This window comes from Variovorax sp. PvP013, from assembly GCF_050435945.1.
In the GTDB taxonomy this organism is placed as follows: domain Bacteria; phylum Pseudomonadota; class Gammaproteobacteria; order Burkholderiales; family Burkholderiaceae_C; genus Variovorax.
This window is the reverse complement of record NZ_JBNDLF010000003.1, coordinates 60,884-76,036: the sequence shown is the minus strand read 5'-3', so window position 1 is coordinate 76,036 and position 15,153 is coordinate 60,884. Positions and strand designations below refer to the sequence as shown.

Genomic DNA, 15,153 nt, shown 5'->3' with positions numbered 1-15,153 from the left:
TGCATCGAATCCCCACGTGAAGATCCACACCCTGCTGCGTTCCCTCCTCCTCGCCGCCACGCTGTCGCTGGCGCAGCACGCCGCGCTCGCGGCCGACATCTACGGCTACGTCGACCCCCAGGGCGTCGCGCACTTCGCGGCCGAGAAGCTCGACGCGCGTTACCGGCTGTTCTTCCGCGGCGGGCAGAGCTTCGACACCGCGCAGGGCCTGGGGCCGCTGGCCGGTGGCGGTGCCGCCGTCACCGGCGCCGTGGCGCCGGCCGCTCGGACGCTGCTCGCGCTGTTCGAGGCCTCGCCCGATCACCGCTCGGCCAAGGCCGCGCTGCAACTGGCCGCGCGCACCCACGACATCGACTACGAATTGCTGCAGGCGCTGGTGGCGACCGAGTCGGGCTTCGACGCCCAGGCCGTCTCGCCCAAGGGCGCGCGCGGGCTGATGCAGCTCATGCCTGCGACCGCGGAGCGCTACGGCGTGCGCGGCGACGCCCGCACGACGCAGGAACACAAGCTGTTCGATCCGCGCGTGAACGTCGCCGCCGGCTCGCGCTACCTGCGCGACCTGATCGCGCGCTTCCAGGGCAGCATCGAGTTGGCCCTGGCCGCCTACAACGCCGGCGAGGGCGCCGTGCAGCGCGCCGGCAACCGCATCCCCGACTACCGCGAGACGCAGAACTACGTGAAAACCGTGCTGCAGCTCTACGCCTACCTCAAGCCCGGCGCCACCGTGGCGACCCTGGCGGGCCCGGTCCGGCCGGGCGCGACCGCCGCGCGCGGCGGCCGGGCGCCGCAGCGCGTGCGCATGGAGCTCGCCGGCGCCGCGAGCACGGTGGACGCCATCGCCGACCGACCGAACGACACATCGACTGACTGACCCCGAACCCATGGACGACCAACCCACGCTCGACCTCCCGGCCCCCCCGGACGACCCCAACGCGCTCACCCTGGCCGACTACGCCCAGACCGCCTATCTGGAATACGCGCTGTCCGTCGTCAAGGGCCGCGCGCTGCCCGACGTCAGCGACGGCCAGAAGCCGGTGCAGCGGCGCATCCTCTACTCGATGTCGCGCATGGGGCTGGGCTTCGGCGGCGCCAACGGCAACGTCGGCGCCAAGCCGGTCAAGAGCGCGCGCGTGGTGGGCGACGTGCTCGGCCGCTTCCATCCGCACAGCGACCAGGCCGCCTACGACGCGCTGGTGCGCATGGCGCAGGACTTCTCGCAGCGCTACCCGCTGATCGACGGCCAGGGCAACTTCGGCAGCCGCGACGGCGACGGCGCCGCCGCCATGCGCTACACCGAGGCCCGTCTCGCGCGCATCACCAGCCTGCTGCTCGACGAGATCGACGAGGGCACGGTGGACTTCGTGCCCAACTACGACGGCTCGACCGAGGAGCCCGCGCTGCTGCCGGGACGGCTGCCCTTCGTGCTGCTCAACGGCGCCAGCGGCATCGCCGTCGGCCTGGCCACCGAGATCCCGAGCCACAACCTGCGCGAGATCGCCGACGCCTGCGTCGCGCTCATCAAGACCCACGGCAAGCTCACCGACGAGGAGCTGCTCGCGATCGTGCCCGGCCCCGACTACCCCGGCGGCGCGCAGATCATCAGCAGCGCCGGCGACATCGCCGACGCCTACCGCACCGGCCGCGGCTCGCTCAAGGTGCGCGCGCGCTGGAAGGTCGAGGAACTCGCGCGCGGCCAGTGGCAGCTGGTGGTCAACGAGCTGCCGCCGGGCGTGAGCACGCAGAAGGTGTTGGAGGAGATCGAGGAGCTCACCAACCCCAAGATCCGCGCCGGCAAGAAGGCGCTGAGCGCCGAGCAGGTCCAGCTCAAGGCGCTGGTGCTGGCGCAGCTGGACGTGGTGCGCGACGAGTCGAGCAAGGACGCGGCGGTGCGCCTGGTGTTCGAGCCCAAGACCTCGCGCATCGGCCAGGACGAGTTCGTCACCACGCTGCTGGCGCAGACCTCGCTGGAGACCTCCTCGTCGATCAACCTGACGATGGTCGGCGGCGACGGTAAGCCGACGCAGAAGTCGCTGCGCCGCATGCTGGAGGAGTGGATCGCGTTCCGCGCCAGGACCATCGAGCGGCGCTCGCGGCACCGCCTGGCCAAGGTGCTCGACCGCATCCACATCCTCGAGGGCCGGCAGCTGGTGCTGCTCAACATCGACGAGGTGATCGCCATCATCCGCGCGTCGGAGGACCCCAAGGCGGCGCTGATCGAGCGCTTCCGCCTGAGCGAGCGCCAGGCCGAGGACATCCTGGAGATCCGCCTGCGCCAGCTCGCGCGGCTGGAGGCCATCAAGATCGAGCAGGAGCTGAAGAACCTGCGCGACGAGCAGCGTCGGCTCGACGAGATCCTGGGCAACCCGGCGTCGCTGCGGCGCCTGATGATCAAGGAGATCGAGGCCGACGCGAAGACCTTCGAGGACCCGCGCCGCACCCTGATCCAGGCCGAGAAGCGCGCCGTGGCCGAGGTCAAGGTGCTCGACGAGCCGGTGACGGTGATCGTGTCGCAGAAGGGCTGGGTGCGCACGCAGAAGGGCTGGGCCAGCGAGCGCGCGGCGCAGCAGCCGGGCGCGGCCCCGGCCGAATACAGCTTCAAGTCGGGCGACGCGCTCTACGGCGCCTTCGAGTGCCGCACGGTCGACACGCTGCTGGTCTTCGGCACCGCCAAGGACAAGGGCGTGCGCGTCTACACCGTGCCGGTGGCCTCGCTGCCCGGCGGGCGCGGCGACGGCCAGCCGGTGACGACGCTGATCGAGCTCGACGGCGGCACCCACGTGGCGCACTGCTTCGCCGGCCCGGCCGGCGCGCTGCTGCTGCTGGCGACCACCGGCGGCTACGGCTTCACGGCGCAGATCGAGCACATGATGTCGCGCCACCGCGCCGGCAAGGCCTTCGTCGCCGTCGGCGAGGGCGAGCAGCTGTGTCGCCCGGCGCTCGCCGGCGGCGCCAGCGGCGCCGAGCCGCTGCCCATGGCCACGCACGTGGCCTGCGCCTCCACCGGCGGGCGCATCCTGACCTTCGAGATGGCCGAGCTCAAGGCCATGCCCAAGGGCGGACGCGGTCTGATGCTGATCGACCTCGAACCCAAGGACACCCTCGCCGGTGCCGCCGCCTACACGCGCAGCGTGCGCGTCGAGGGCATCGGCCGCGGTGGCAAGGAGCGCGACGAGACCCTGGAGATCCGCACCCTGAACAACGCCCGCGCCCCGCGCGGGCGCAAGGGCAAGGCCGCCGACCTGGGCTTCAAGCCGACCAACGTCGTGCGGGTGCTCTGACCATGAACTTCGCGAGCCTCGATCTCAGCACCGTCGGCCTGGTGCTGGCCTCGCTCACCGGCGTCGGCAGCTTCGTGCTGGGCCGGTACCTGCGCCGCAAGCGGCAGGACAAACGCGCCGCGCGCGAACGTGCTGCCGAGGAAGCGACCCAGAGCCGGCAGGTGCGCCGCGCGAAGGAGCGCAAGAAGTAGGTTCACCCCCAGGCTTCGCGCACTGCGTGTCGCTCTCGCCCACCCCCTGCGAGGGGGCGACACCGGCAGCCCGGCGGAGCCGGTTCCGCGGTGTCCCGGCATGGCGCTCGAGAGGCCGCGGAGCGTCGGTCTATTCCAGGTCCTTCCACCAGCGCTCGTTCCTGCGTTCGGTTCCGACCGTCAGCACCTCCCCCAGCCGCGGCGTCGCCAGCTCGATGCGTTCGCGCGCGGCGAGGTCGGCGACGCGGTCGAGCGGGTCGTGCCAGGTGTGCAGGGCCAGGTCGAAGGCGCTGTTGTGCAGGGGCAGCAGGACCCGGGCGCGCACGTCGCGGAAGGCGCGCACGCTCTCCTCGGGCTGCATGTGGACCGAGGGCCAGTAGGCGTCGTAGGCGCCGTTCTCCATCAGCGCGATGTCGAAGCCGCCGAAGCGCTCGCCGATCTGCGCGAAGCCGGGGAAGTAGCCCGAGTCACCGCTGTAGAAGATGCGCTGGTCGCCGCTCTCGATGACCCACGAGGCCCACAGCGTGCGGTCGCGGTCGAACAGGCCGCGACCGGAGAAATGCTGCGCCGGCGTCGCCGTCAGCCGCACCTCGCCCAGGCGGCCGGCCTGCCACCAGTCGAACTCCTCGATGCGGTCGGCCGCCACGCCCATCTCGCGCAGCCGCGCGCCGACGCCCAGCGGCACGAACCAGCGCCGCACGCGCTCGCGCAGGCTCTCGACGGTGCCGACGTCGAGGTGGTCGTAATGGTCGTGCGAGAGGATCACGCCCTCGATCGGCGGCAGCTCGGCCAGCGCGAGGGGCGTCGGCTGGAAGCGCTTCGGCCCGGCGAAGGACACCGGCGAGGCGCGCTCGCCGAACATCGGATCGATCAGCCACCAGGCGCCGCGCAGCTTGAGCAGCACCGACGAATGGCCCAGGCGGATCAGGTGGTTGGCGCCGGGGTCGAGCGCGTCGAGCTGCGCGCGGGTCACCGGGCGCACCGGCAACGGCTCGGTCGGCCGGGTGTTTTCCTTCTTCACGGTCAGGAAGCGCGTCCAGATCTTCCAGCCGCTCTGGGAGGCGCGGGCCTCCGGGTTGGGCAGGTTGCGGAAGCGGCAGTCCTCGGTGGAGAAGGGCGCGACGGAGGGCCGGCTCCCGGGGGTGACGGGAGGCTTGCAGGCGGACGCGCCGGCGGCGCAGCCGGTGACGGCCACGGCGGCCAGCAAAAGAAGCCCGAGGCGCCACGGCGTGCGTACCGGGTCCTGGCGAAGTCGGCGATGGAGGGAGCGCAAGACGGGTTCCTTGGATGCCGGGGCATGGTCGGTGGACGGGGCGGAGGGCAGCGCACGGTGGCGAAATGGCGCGCGTGCGCCATGGGACGATCCGGTGTGCGCTCCCAGCCTGCACGGCGACCCGGACCGGCCGACTCGGACGATGGCTCCTTTTTCCCGGAGGAAATTCCCGATTCGTCGCCGGCATCGGTTCCCTACACTGCCTGACCGCCATCCAGCCGCTGCCCGGAGCCCGCACGCATGAGTCCCGCTTCCTCCCCACCCGTCCCCGCCGCCTTCGACGTCGCCGTCTTCGGCGAGGCCATGCTCATGTTCGTGGCCGACCGGCCGGGGCCGATCGAGCACGCCGAGTCCTTCCACAAGCGCACCGCCGGCGCCGAGACCAACGTCGCCATCGGCCTGTCGCGCCTGGGCCTGAAGGTCGGCTGGGCCAGCCGGCTGGGCACCGACTCGATGGGCCGTTACCTGGTCGACGCGATGCGCGCCGAGGGCTTGGACTGCTCCCACGTCGTGCGCGACGCCGCCCAGCGCACCGGCTTCCTGTTCAAGGGCCGCGTCGACGACGGCAGCGACCCGCCGATCGAATACCACCGCAAGGGCTCGGCCGCGAGCCTCATGACGCCGGCCGACGTCGACGTCGACTGGCTGCGCTCGGCGCGCCACCTGCACGCCACGGGCGTGTTCGCGGCGCTGTCGCCGACCACCCTGGCCGCCGCCGTCGCGGCCATGGACGCCGTGCGCGCGGCCGGCCGCACCATCTCCTTCGACCCCAACCTGCGCCCGACGCTGTGGCCCTCGACCGAGGCCATGCGCGCGGCCATCAACGACCTCGCCGCGCGCGCCGATTGGGTGCTGCCGGGCATCGAGGAAGGCCTGATCCTGACCGGCGAATCGACGCCCGAGGGCATCGCGCGCTTCTACCGCGCGCGCGGCGCCAGGCTGGTGGTCGTCAAGCTGGGCGCCGAGGGCGCCTACTACGACGGCGACCCGGCCGGCGGCAGCGGCACCGGCCGGGTGCCGGGCTTCCCGGTCGAGCGCGTGGTCGACACCGTCGGCGCCGGCGACGGCTTCGCCGCCGGCGTGGTGAGCGCCTTGCTGGAGGGACGCGGCGTGGTCGACGCCGTGCGGCGCGGCAGCTGGATCGGCGCCCGCGCCGTGCAGGTCCTGGGCGACACCGAAGGCTTGCCGACCCGCTCGCAACTCGAGGAGGCCGGACTGTGAGCGCGGCGACGACCCCGACGACGTCCGCGACGGCAGCGCGCAAGAGGGTGCTGGTCTTCCGCGAGTTGCCCGACGACCAGCTCGCGCGCCTGCGGGCGGCGCACGACGTCACCGTCGCCAACCCGCGCGTCGCCGCCCAGGCCGATGCGTTCCGCGCCGCGCTGACCGAGGCCCAGGGCCTGATCGGATCGAGCTTCCCGGTCGACCGGGCGCTGATCGACGCGGCGCCTCGGCTGGAGGCGGTCTCCAGCGTGTCGGTCGGCGTCGACAACTACGCCCTCGACGCCCTGCGCGAGCGCGGCATCGTGCTGTGCCACACGCCCGGCGTGCTCGACGAGACCGTGGCCGACGCCGTCTTCGCCTTGCTGATGGCCACCGCGCGCCGCGTGGTCGAGGTGGCGACGCTGGTGCGCGAGGGCCGCTGGACGGCCAACATCGAGGAGGACCTGTTCGGCACCGACGTCCATGGCAAGACGCTCGGCCTGCTGGGCTTCGGCCGCATCGGCCAGGCCATCGCCCGGCGCGCGGCCCTGGGCTTCGGCATGCCGGTGCGCTATCACGCGCGCCGGCCGGTCGACCTCGCCGCCCAGGCGCCCGATTTGCAGGGCAAGGCCCTCCACACGCCGCTCGACGCGCTGCTCGCGGAGTCGGACTTCGTCGTCGCGATGCTGCCGCTGTCGGCCAGCACGCGCGGCATGGTGGACGCGCGCGTGTTCGGTGCCATGAAGCCGGGCGCGATCTTCGTCAATGGCGGGCGTGGCGCCACGGTCGACGAGGCGGCCCTGCTGGCCGCGCTCGACCACGGCACGCTGCGCGCGGCCGGGCTCGACGTCTTCGCCAAGGAGCCGCTGGCGGCCGACTCGCCCCTGCGCACGCACCCGCGCGTCACGCCGCTGCCGCACATCGGCTCGGCCACGCACGAGACCCGCCACGGCATGGCCGCGCTGGCCGTGACGAACCTGCTGCAGGCCCTGGCCGGCGAGCGGCCCGGGGCCGTCTACGACACCAGCGCGGGTTGAGCCGAGGACACCGCGGAACCGGCTTCGCCGGGCCGCCGGTGTCGCCCCCGGAAGGGGTTAGGCGCTGCGACGCGCAGCGAGCGAGCCTCGGGGTCAGCCGACCTCGGCCACCAGTTCGATCTCCACGCACGCGCCCAGCGGGATCTGCGCCACGCCGAAGGCGCTGCGCGCGTGCGCGCCGCGCTCGGCGCCGAAGACCTCGGCGAACAGCTCGCTCGCGCCGTTGGTGACCAGGTGCTGCTCGGTGAAGTCGGGCGTCGAGTTGACCAGGCTCATCACCTTGACGATGCGGGTGATCGTGTTCAGGTCGCCGACGGCGGCGTGCAGCGTGCCCAGCAGGTCGATGGCGATGGCGCGCGCGGCCTGCCGGCCCTCGTCGGTGGCGATGCCGGCGCCGAGCTGGCCGACCCAGGGCTTGCCGTCCTTGCGGGCGATGTGGCCCGAGAGGAACACCAGGTTGCCGGTCCGAACGAAGGGCACGTAGGCGGCGGCGGGCACTGCGACGGGGGGCAGCGAGATGCCGAGTTGCGACAGTTTGTCGTAGACGCTCATGGTGGAACAACCTCGTGGATGAAGAAAGGAGGCAAGGATAGAAGACGGGAAGGAAGGAGGGCGCTCGAGACGCCAAGGGCGCCGCGCCCGACGGCGCTCAGCGACGCTCGGCGTCGCCGGACCCCGGCGGCTTCGGGCCCGATGCCTGGGACTGCGATTGCGATTGCGACGACCCCTGCGCCTGCAGCTCCGCCAGCGGCCGCACCGTCACGCCGACGTCGAGCGTGTGGCGCGCGCCGCCGTGGAGCACGCCGCGCATCGGCGAGACGTCGGAGTAGTCGCGGCCGATGGCCAGCGTGACGTAGTCCTCGCCCGGCTGGCGGCCGTTGGTGGGGTCGAAGTCGACCCAGTCGCCCGTCAGGTGATCCTCGCCCGGCAGGTAGACCGACACCCAGGCGTGCGAGGCGTCGGCGCCGATCAGGCGCGCCTTGCCCGGCGGCGGCTGCGTCAACAGGTAGCCGCTGACGTAGCGCGCGGGCAGGCCCAGCGTGCGGAAGCAGCCGATCATGATGTGCGCGAAGTCCTGGCACACGCCCTTGCGCTGCGCCAGGGCCTCGACGGCGGGCGTGTTGATCTCGGTGCTGCTGGCGTCGTACTTGAACTCGCGGTAGATGCGCCGCGTGAGGTCCATGGCGGCGTCGAAGGTCGCCCGCTCGGGGCCGAAGCTGGCGCGCGCGTAGGCCGCGAAATCGTCGTGGCGCGGCACGTAGGGCGACGGAAAGACGAACTCGGAGGCCGGGTCGAAACGGGCGTGCTTGCCATAGCGGAAACGCTCGCGCACCCGCTCCCAGGGCAGGTCGCGGGCGATGCGCGCCGACAGCATCGGTTCGGAGGTCTCGACCAGGCTCTCGGCCGTGACCACCAGCTCGTCGTGCGTCGACTCGAGGGCGAAGAAGGCGCGCGTGTTGCCGTACAGGTCGGGCACCTCGCGGCACTGCGCGGGCGTGGGCGTGATGGTCAGCGTGTGGCTGATCAGGCGCTGCCAGGGCGTGGCGCAGGGCTTGAGGTGCGCCAGGTGCTGCGCCGTCTCGACCGGCGGCGTGTAGTCGTAGCGCGTCTCGTGGGTGACGTGGAGCAGCACCGGCTAGACCCCCACCGAGCGCACCGACGACTCGGACGTCAGCGTGAAGTAGCGCGTGCCCAGGGCGTCGGAGACGTGGTAGGCGGCGGTCTCGCAGGTGCGGAACAGCTTGACCAGCGCGCCGTACCTGCCGTCGGGACCGGGATCGCACAGCGCCTCCAGCGTCCAGCCGGCCGGGTCGGGAAGTTCGTACGACAGCGCGGTGAGCTTGCCCGGGGCGCTGCCCGCGAGGCGGGCGATGCGCCCGCGCAGGGTCTGCGTGACCCAGGCGAGCGAGCGCGGGTTGTCGCCGTCGAGCACCAGCAGGTCGACCAGCGTGGCGACGTCGCGCCGCTGCTGGTAGCGGGCGTGGAAGGTGATGGTGCTGTCGAACAGGGCGACGACGGCCTCGAAGCCGGTGACCTCGTGCACCGCCGCGTCCTCGAAGCCGGCGGCCAGGGCGTTGGCCAGGAAGGCCAGACGCTCGATGTGTCGGCCGATCGACAACAGCCGCCAGGCGTCGTCGCGCGTCATGCGGTCGGTCTGGGCGCCGGTCATGGCCGCCAGCGCGGTGCTCGCGGCCTCCAGCGTGCGCAGCGCGGCGCCGCTGGCGAAGCTGTTCTCGCTCGTGCGCGGCTCGCCGCCGAGCTCGGCGCAGCGGCGCAGGAAGTCGGCCTCGGCGCGCACGATCTGGTTCCAGTGGTCCTGCGACAGCCGCTCGCGCACGGCGGCCGCGGCCTGGCGCACGCAGCGCAGCGTGTAGCCGACGCTGCCGGTGTCGGTCTTGCCCAGGTCGGCGATGACGGCGCGCTCGAACACCCGGCGCGAGCGCGTCACCGAGGGCACCTCGCGCGGGACCAGGCCGTTGCGCAGGGCGAGCTTGTGCAGCCATTCGAGGATCGGCGCCGACGACTGGTCCTCGCCGCCGAGCAGGTCGAGCGCCAGGCGCGCGAGGCGCACGGCGTTCTCCGCGCGCTCGGTGTAGCGGCCGAGCCAGAACATGTTCTCGGCTGCGCGGCTGGTGACCGGCGCGCGGTGGCGCGCGAGCGAGGCCGGCGTGGCGTGCGGCTGCAGCCGGGTGCTGCGGTCGACCGTGCCGTGCGTCTGCACCCAGACGTCGGCGCTGCTGCCGCCGCGCTGCATCGAGGCGATCTGCGCGTCGGCGCCGGCCAGCCGGGCCAGCCCGCCGGGCAGCACGCGCCATGACTGCGCGCCGTCGCTGACGGCGAACACGCGCAGCAGCATGGCGCGCGGCGCGATGCGTCCGAGCGAGGCGTCCGGCGCCCAGGTCGGCATCTGCGACAGCGGCAGATAGGTCTGCACGGTGTGCTCGTCGCCCTGGCGCACGATGCGCCCGGCCCACTCGTCGAGCTCGCGCCGGCCCATGCGGCTGCCCAGCACGGCCTCGAAGCCGTGGCGGGTACGGCTGCCGGCGTAGGTCGGCTTGATCGCCGCCTGGTCGAGCTGCGGCAGGGCCGCCTCCAATGCCGCGCGCTCGCCGCACCACCAGGTCGGCAGGGCCGGCAGGCGCAGCTTCTCGCCGATCAGGCGCCGCGCCAGCGCCGGCAGGAAGCCCAGCAGCGCCGGCGATTCGAGGAACGCCGAGCCGGGCATGTTGGCCACCAGCAGGTTGCCCGCGCGGATCGCCTGCAGCAGGCCCGGCACGCCCAGCGTGGAGTCCGGACGCAGTTCCAGCGGGTCGAGGAACTCGTCGTCGAGCCGCTTGATGAGGCCGTGCACCGGGCGCAGGCCCTGCAGCGTCTTGAGGTAGAGGCGCTGGTCGCGCACGGTGAGGTCGCTGCCCTCGACCAGGGTCACGCCCAAGTAGCGCGCGAGGTAGGCGTGCTCGAAGTAGGTCTCGTTGTAGGGGCCGGGCGTGAGCAGCGCGATGTGCGGCGGCGAGCCGGCCGGACACAGCGCCTGCAGGCCTTCCATGAAGGCGCTGTAGGTGGCCGCCAGGCGTTGCACCTGCAGGCCGGCGAAGGCCTGCGGGAACTGACGCGAGACGGCCAGCCGGTTCTCCAGCAGGTAGCCCAGGCCCGAGGGTGCCTGCGTGCGCTGGGAGACCACCCACCAGTTGCCGTCGGGCCCGCGTGCGAGGTCGAAGGCGGCGATGTGCAGCCAGGTATCGCCCGGCGGCTTCACGCCGTGCATCGGGCGCAGGTAGCCCGGATGGCCGCGCACCAGCGCCGGGGGCAGCAGGCCCTCGGCGAGCAGCACCTGCGGCCCGTAGACGTCGGCCATCACGCGGTCGAGCACGCGCACGCGCTGCAGCACGCCGGCCTCGATCTGGGTCCAGCTCTCGGGCGAGATGATCAGCGGGAAGAGGTCGAGCGACCAGGGGCGCTGCGGCCCGTCGGCGTCGGCGTAGACGTTGTAGGTGACGCCGTTGTCGCGGATCTGGCGCTCCAGCCCGATGGCGCGACGCGGCAGGTCGGCGAAGCCGCCGTCGCCCAGGTTCTCGAAGAAGCGGCACCACGGTGGTGCGAGCGCATCGGGTCGCGATGGCCGTCCGCCTGCCGGCGTACCCACCGACCCCGCCGCGGGCGTGCCCGCGCCCGGCTGCAGGGCGTCGTAGAGCAGCGGCGGTGCCGTCGCGTTGCGCGCACCATCGGCGGGCACTTCGGCGGCCGGCGCGACGGCGCCGCGCAGCTCGTCGAAGTGGCCGGCCGGCGGCGGCGGCGCGAGCGCGGCCACCAGGGCCGCGGGCGACTCCAGCGCGTGCGCGTCGAAGAGGGATTCGTTGTGCGGTTCCAAGATGCTGGCATTGTCAACGTTGCGAGACAGGTCGCGGCGATCGTGAGGTTGATCGTCGCGACCCGGGCCCTCAGCGCCGCAGATCCAGCGTGAACGGGAACTCGCGGCTGCCGGCCAGCTCGATGGTCGCCGGCGGCGTGCGCATCGCGCCGGGCGTGTGGCCCATGCGGGTGAAGCGCGACATGCGGCGGCTCTCGGCCTCGTAGGCGTTGACCGGGAAGGTCTCGTAGTTGCGTCCGCCCGGATGGGCGACGAAGTACTGGCAGCCGCCGAGCGAGCGCTTCATCCAGGTGTCGACCAGGTCGAAGGTCAGCGGCGCGTGCGCACCGATGCTCGGATGCAGCGACGAGGGCGGGTTCCAGGCCTTGTAGCGCACGCCGGCGACGAACTCGCCGATGGTGCCGGTGGGCTGCAGCGGCAGCACCTTGCCGTTGACGGTGACCACGTGGCGGCTCTCGTTCAAGCCCGTCACGCGCACCTCGATGCGCTCGAGCGACGAGTCGACGTAGCGCACCGTGCCGCCGGAGGAGCCTTCCTCGCCCATCACGTGCCAGGGTTCCAGCGCGTTGCGCAGCGACAGCTCGACGCCCATCGAGCGCACCTGCCCGACCAGCGGGAAGCGGAACTCCAGGTGCGGCGCGAACCACTCGGGATCGAACGCGAAGCCGGCCTGGCGCATCTCGGCGATGACGTCGTCGAAGTCCATCTTGACGAAGGTCGGCAGCAGGAAGCGGTCGTGCAGCTCGGTGCCCCAGCGGGTGGCCGGCGCCGTGTAGGGCGTGTCCCAGAAGCGGGCGATGAAGGCGCGCAGCAGCAGCTGCTGGGCGACGCTCATGCGCGCATGGGGCGGCATCTCGAAGGCGCGCAGCTCCAGCAGGCCCAGGCGGCCGGTGGAGGAGTCCGGCGAGTACAGCTTGTCGATGCAGAACTCGCTGCGGTGCGTGTTGCCGGTGACGTCGACCAGGATGTTGCGCAACGTACGGTCGACCAGCCAGGCGGGCATGTCCTTGCCGTAGACCTCGCGCTCGCGGGCGATCTCCTTGAGGGCGATCTCCAGCTCGTAGACCTGGTCGTTGCGGGCCTCGTCCACGCGCGGGGCCTGGCTCGTCGGGCCGATGAACATGCCCGAGAACAGGTAGCTCAGCGACGGGTGGTTGTGCCAGTAGAGCAGCAGGCTGGCCAGCAGCTCGGGCCGGCGCAGGAACGGGCTGTCCGCCGGCGTGGCGCCGCCGAGCACGAAGTGGTTGCCCCCGCCGGTGCCGGTGTGGCGGCCGTCGGTCATGAACTTCTCGGCCGACAGGCGCGTCTCGAAGGCGGCGTCGTAGAGGAATTCGGTGTGCTCGACCAACTCGCGCCAGTTGTGGGCGGGATGGATGTTGACCTCGATGACGCCCGGGTCGGGCGTGACCTGCAGCATCTTCAGGCGCGGGTCGCGCGGCGGCGGGTAGCCCTCCATCACGATGCGCAGGCCGAGCTGCTCTGAGGTCGCCTCGATGGCGGCGACGAGGTCGAGGTAGTCCTCCAGGCGCGACAGCGGCGGCATGAAGACGTAGAGCACGCCCGAGGACGTGCCGACCTTCTCGGCCGCCGGGCCGTTGGCGCGGCGCGGGTCGCGCACCTCGACGCACAGCGCCGTGCGGGTGGCCCAGTGCGCCGACTCGCCCCGGCGCGGCATGCGCGGCGTGGCGGGGTCGGTCTCCGAGCCCGGCGTGCCGGGCGCGCCGACCGCGGCGACGGCGCCGATGGGGCCTTCGCCGTGCGCCACGGCGCGGGCCTCCTGCATGCGCACCGTCACCGGGGCGGCGGGGGGCGCGCCGAAGGCGTAGGGCACCGCGCCCAGGTCGCCCTCGGCGGGGGCCGGCGCGCTCGGGTAGCGGGCGCGGAAGTCGGCCGCGCTGGGCAGCGCGTCGCGCGGCGCGGTCGGGTCGCGGTCGATCTGGTAGGGGTAGTCGCCCTTGCTGACCCAGGGCTGCGAGTCCAGCGGCAGGCGGTAGCCCATCGGCGAGTCGCCGGGGATGAGGTAGAGCCGGTCGTCGCGCAGGAACCACGGGCCGGTGCGCCAGCCGGGGCCTTCCAGCGCGGGCGCGTCGGACGTCGCGTTGCCGGGCTCGATGGGCAGCATGTAGCCCACGACGGCGTCGAGCTTCTGCGTGAAGACGCGGCGCAGGCGCATGCGCTCGAGTTCGTCGTCGAGCTTGGAGTCGAACGGATCGACGTTCACCGGCAGGCGGCGCTCGCGCCAGAGGTAGTAGAAGGTGTCCTCGTAGCCGGGCTGGATGTAGCGCTCGGTCAGGCCCAGGCGGTGCGCCAGCACGGTGGTGAAGCGTCGCGCGTCCTCGCTGGTGTAGTGCGTGGGCTGGCGCTCGTCGACGAAGCGCTCGGGGTCGCGCCACAGCGGCTGGCCGTCGGCGCGCCAGAAGATCGACAGCGCCCAGCGCGGCAGCTGCTCGCCCGGATACCATTTGCCCTGGCCGAAGTGCAGGAAGCCGCCGTCGCCGTACTGGGCGCGCAGCCGGTGCACGAGTTCGGTGGCGTAGCCGCGCTTGGTGGGACCGAGCGCGTCGGTGTTCCATTCGGGCGCGTCGCGGTTGGTGGTGCAGACGTAGGTCGGCTCGCCGCCCATCGTCAGGCGCACGTCGCCGGCCACCAGGCGTTCGTCGACGGCGTCGCCCAGGGCCAGGATGTCGGCCCACTGCTCGTCGGTGTAGGGCAGGGTGACGCGCGGCGATTCGTGGATGCGCGTGACCACCATCTCGTGGCCGAACTCGACCTCGGCGTCGTCCACCACGCCCTCGATCGGGGCGGCGCTCGACGGCGTGGGCGTGCAGGCCAGCGGGATGTGGCCCTCGCCGGCGAGCAGGCCGGAGGTGGCGTCCAGACCGATCCAGCCGGCGCCGGGCAGGTAGACCTCGCACCAGGCGTGCAGGTCGGTGAAGTCGACGGTGGTGCCGCTCGGGCCGTCGAGCGCCTTGACGTCGGGCGTGAGCTGGATCAGGTAGCCCGAGACGAAGCGCGCGGCCAGGCCCAGGTGGCGCAGCAGCTGCACCAGCAGCCAGCCGGAATCGCGGCACGAGCCGCTGCCCTTGGTCAGCGTTTCCTCGGGCGTCTGCACGCCGGGCTCCATGCGGATGAGGTAGGCGACGTCGCCCTGCACCTGCTGGTTGATGCCCACCAGGAAGTCGATGGTGCGCTGTTCCTTGCGGTCGACCTTCTTCAGATAGGCCTCCACCAGCGGCGTCATCGCGTCGGTCACCAGGTAGGGCGCGAGCTCCTCGGCCTGCGAGGCGCTGTACTTGAACGGGAAGTTCTCGGCCTCCGGTTCGAGGAAGAAATCGAACGGGTTGTAGACCGCCATCTCGACCACGAGGTCGACGGTGACCTTGAATTCGCGCGTCTTCTCGGGGAACACCAGGCGCGCCTGGTAGTTGGCGAACGGGTCCTGCTGCCAGTTGACGAAATGCTGCTCGGGCTCGATGCGCAGCGAGTAGGAGATGACGTTGCTGCGGCAGTGCGGTGCCGGACGCAGGCGCACGACCTGCGGACCCAGCTGCACCGGGCGGTCGTACTTGTAGTGGGTGACGTGATGAAGCGCGGCGTGGATGGACATGGGATGTAGGTGTGCTTCAAGGGTCTCGGGTGGGACGCATACTAGCCCACGAATAAGCAATTAGTGCGCCATGACGAGCGCATGCAGGGAGTGGATCGAGATGGAAAAGCAGGTGTCTCGTTCGACGCCGGGCCGCGCCGTGCGCGCGGTGCGCGCCGGGTGGCAGGACGGGCGGGCGAACGGCGCCGGCCCGGA

Annotated in this window: 10 protein-coding genes; 5 read left to right on the top strand and 5 right to left on the bottom strand. The window is 72.3% G+C overall.

Going from position 1 to position 15,153, the window contains the following annotated elements:
- Positions 1 to 16: 16 nt before the first annotated feature.
- From ABID77_RS10720 to ABID77_RS10710, 3 genes are read left to right on the top strand one after another with little or no spacing between them, the layout of a single operon-like run.
- A complete protein-coding gene (locus ABID77_RS10720) occupies positions 17 to 871 on the top strand; it encodes a lytic transglycosylase domain-containing protein (protein ID WP_429594980.1) in 855 nt (284 codons plus the stop codon).
- A 10-nt stretch (positions 872 to 881) separates the two neighbouring features.
- Complete coding sequence (gene parC / locus ABID77_RS10715; RefSeq protein ID WP_429594977.1) at positions 882 to 3,278, top strand: DNA topoisomerase IV subunit A; 2,397 nt, start codon at positions 882 to 884, stop codon at positions 3,276 to 3,278.
- Positions 3,279 to 3,280: 2 nt separating this feature from the next.
- Positions 3,281 to 3,469 (top strand): hypothetical protein, encoded by a 189-nt coding sequence (locus ABID77_RS10710; RefSeq protein WP_429594974.1) that lies wholly within the window; start codon positions 3,281 to 3,283, stop codon positions 3,467 to 3,469.
- A gap of 130 nt (positions 3,470 to 3,599) precedes the next feature.
- Here the strand turns inward: ABID77_RS10710 and ABID77_RS10705 are convergent, their stop codons facing one another.
- A complete protein-coding gene (locus ABID77_RS10705) occupies positions 3,600 to 4,742 on the bottom strand; it encodes an MBL fold metallo-hydrolase (protein WP_429594971.1) in 1,143 nt (380 codons plus the stop codon).
- A 240-nt stretch (positions 4,743 to 4,982) separates the two neighbouring features.
- Between ABID77_RS10705 and ABID77_RS10700 the strand changes: the two genes are divergently transcribed.
- Entirely contained in the window at positions 4,983 to 5,963 is a 981-nt protein-coding gene (locus tag ABID77_RS10700) for a sugar kinase (protein ID WP_429594969.1), read from the top strand.
- The gene (locus ABID77_RS10695; RefSeq protein WP_429594967.1) at positions 5,960 to 6,982 is read left to right on the top strand and encodes a 2-hydroxyacid dehydrogenase; all 1,023 of its coding nucleotides are present in this window, start codon (positions 5,960 to 5,962) and stop codon (positions 6,980 to 6,982) included. Before ABID77_RS10700 ends, ABID77_RS10695 begins: the two co-directional genes overlap by 4 nt.
- 93 nt (positions 6,983 to 7,075) lie before the next feature.
- Here ABID77_RS10695 and ABID77_RS10690 read toward each other — a convergent pair whose 3' ends face one another.
- The 4 genes from ABID77_RS10690 to ABID77_RS10675 form a co-directional block, all read right to left on the bottom strand.
- Positions 7,076 to 7,534 (bottom strand): RidA family protein, encoded by a 459-nt coding sequence (locus ABID77_RS10690; protein WP_429594964.1) that lies wholly within the window; start codon positions 7,532 to 7,534, stop codon positions 7,076 to 7,078.
- Between the two features lie 97 nt (positions 7,535 to 7,631).
- The gene (locus tag ABID77_RS10685; protein ID WP_429594961.1) at positions 7,632 to 8,615 is read right to left on the bottom strand and encodes a transglutaminase family protein; all 984 of its coding nucleotides are present in this window, start codon (positions 8,613 to 8,615) and stop codon (positions 7,632 to 7,634) included.
- A 3-nt stretch (positions 8,616 to 8,618) separates the two neighbouring features.
- The gene (locus ABID77_RS10680) at positions 8,619 to 11,351 is read right to left on the bottom strand and encodes a circularly permuted type 2 ATP-grasp protein (protein ID WP_429594958.1); all 2,733 of its coding nucleotides are present in this window, start codon (positions 11,349 to 11,351) and stop codon (positions 8,619 to 8,621) included.
- Positions 11,352 to 11,421: 70 nt separating this feature from the next.
- A complete protein-coding gene (locus ABID77_RS10675; protein ID WP_429594955.1) occupies positions 11,422 to 14,958 on the bottom strand; it encodes a DUF2126 domain-containing protein in 3,537 nt (1,178 codons plus the stop codon).
- Positions 14,959 to 15,153: the final 195 nt, after the last annotated feature.

Excerpts from the sequence above, each read along its gene's own strand:
- parC (WP_429594977.1), top strand. The coding sequence starts at position 882 with ATGGACGACCAACCCACGCTCGACCTCCCGGCCCCCCCGGACGACCCC.
- ABID77_RS10710 (WP_429594974.1), top strand. The coding sequence starts at position 3,281 with ATGAACTTCGCGAGCCTCGATCTCAGCACCGTCGGCCTGGTGCTGGCC.
- ABID77_RS10700 (WP_429594969.1), top strand. The coding sequence starts at position 4,983 with ATGAGTCCCGCTTCCTCCCCACCCGTCCCCGCCGCCTTCGACGTCGCC.
- ABID77_RS10690 (WP_429594964.1), bottom strand. The coding sequence starts at position 7,534 with ATGAGCGTCTACGACAAACTGTCGCAACTCGGCATCTCGCTGCCCCCC.
- ABID77_RS10675 (WP_429594955.1), bottom strand. The coding sequence starts at position 14,958 with ATGTCCATCCACGCCGCGCTTCATCACGTCACCCACTACAAGTACGAC.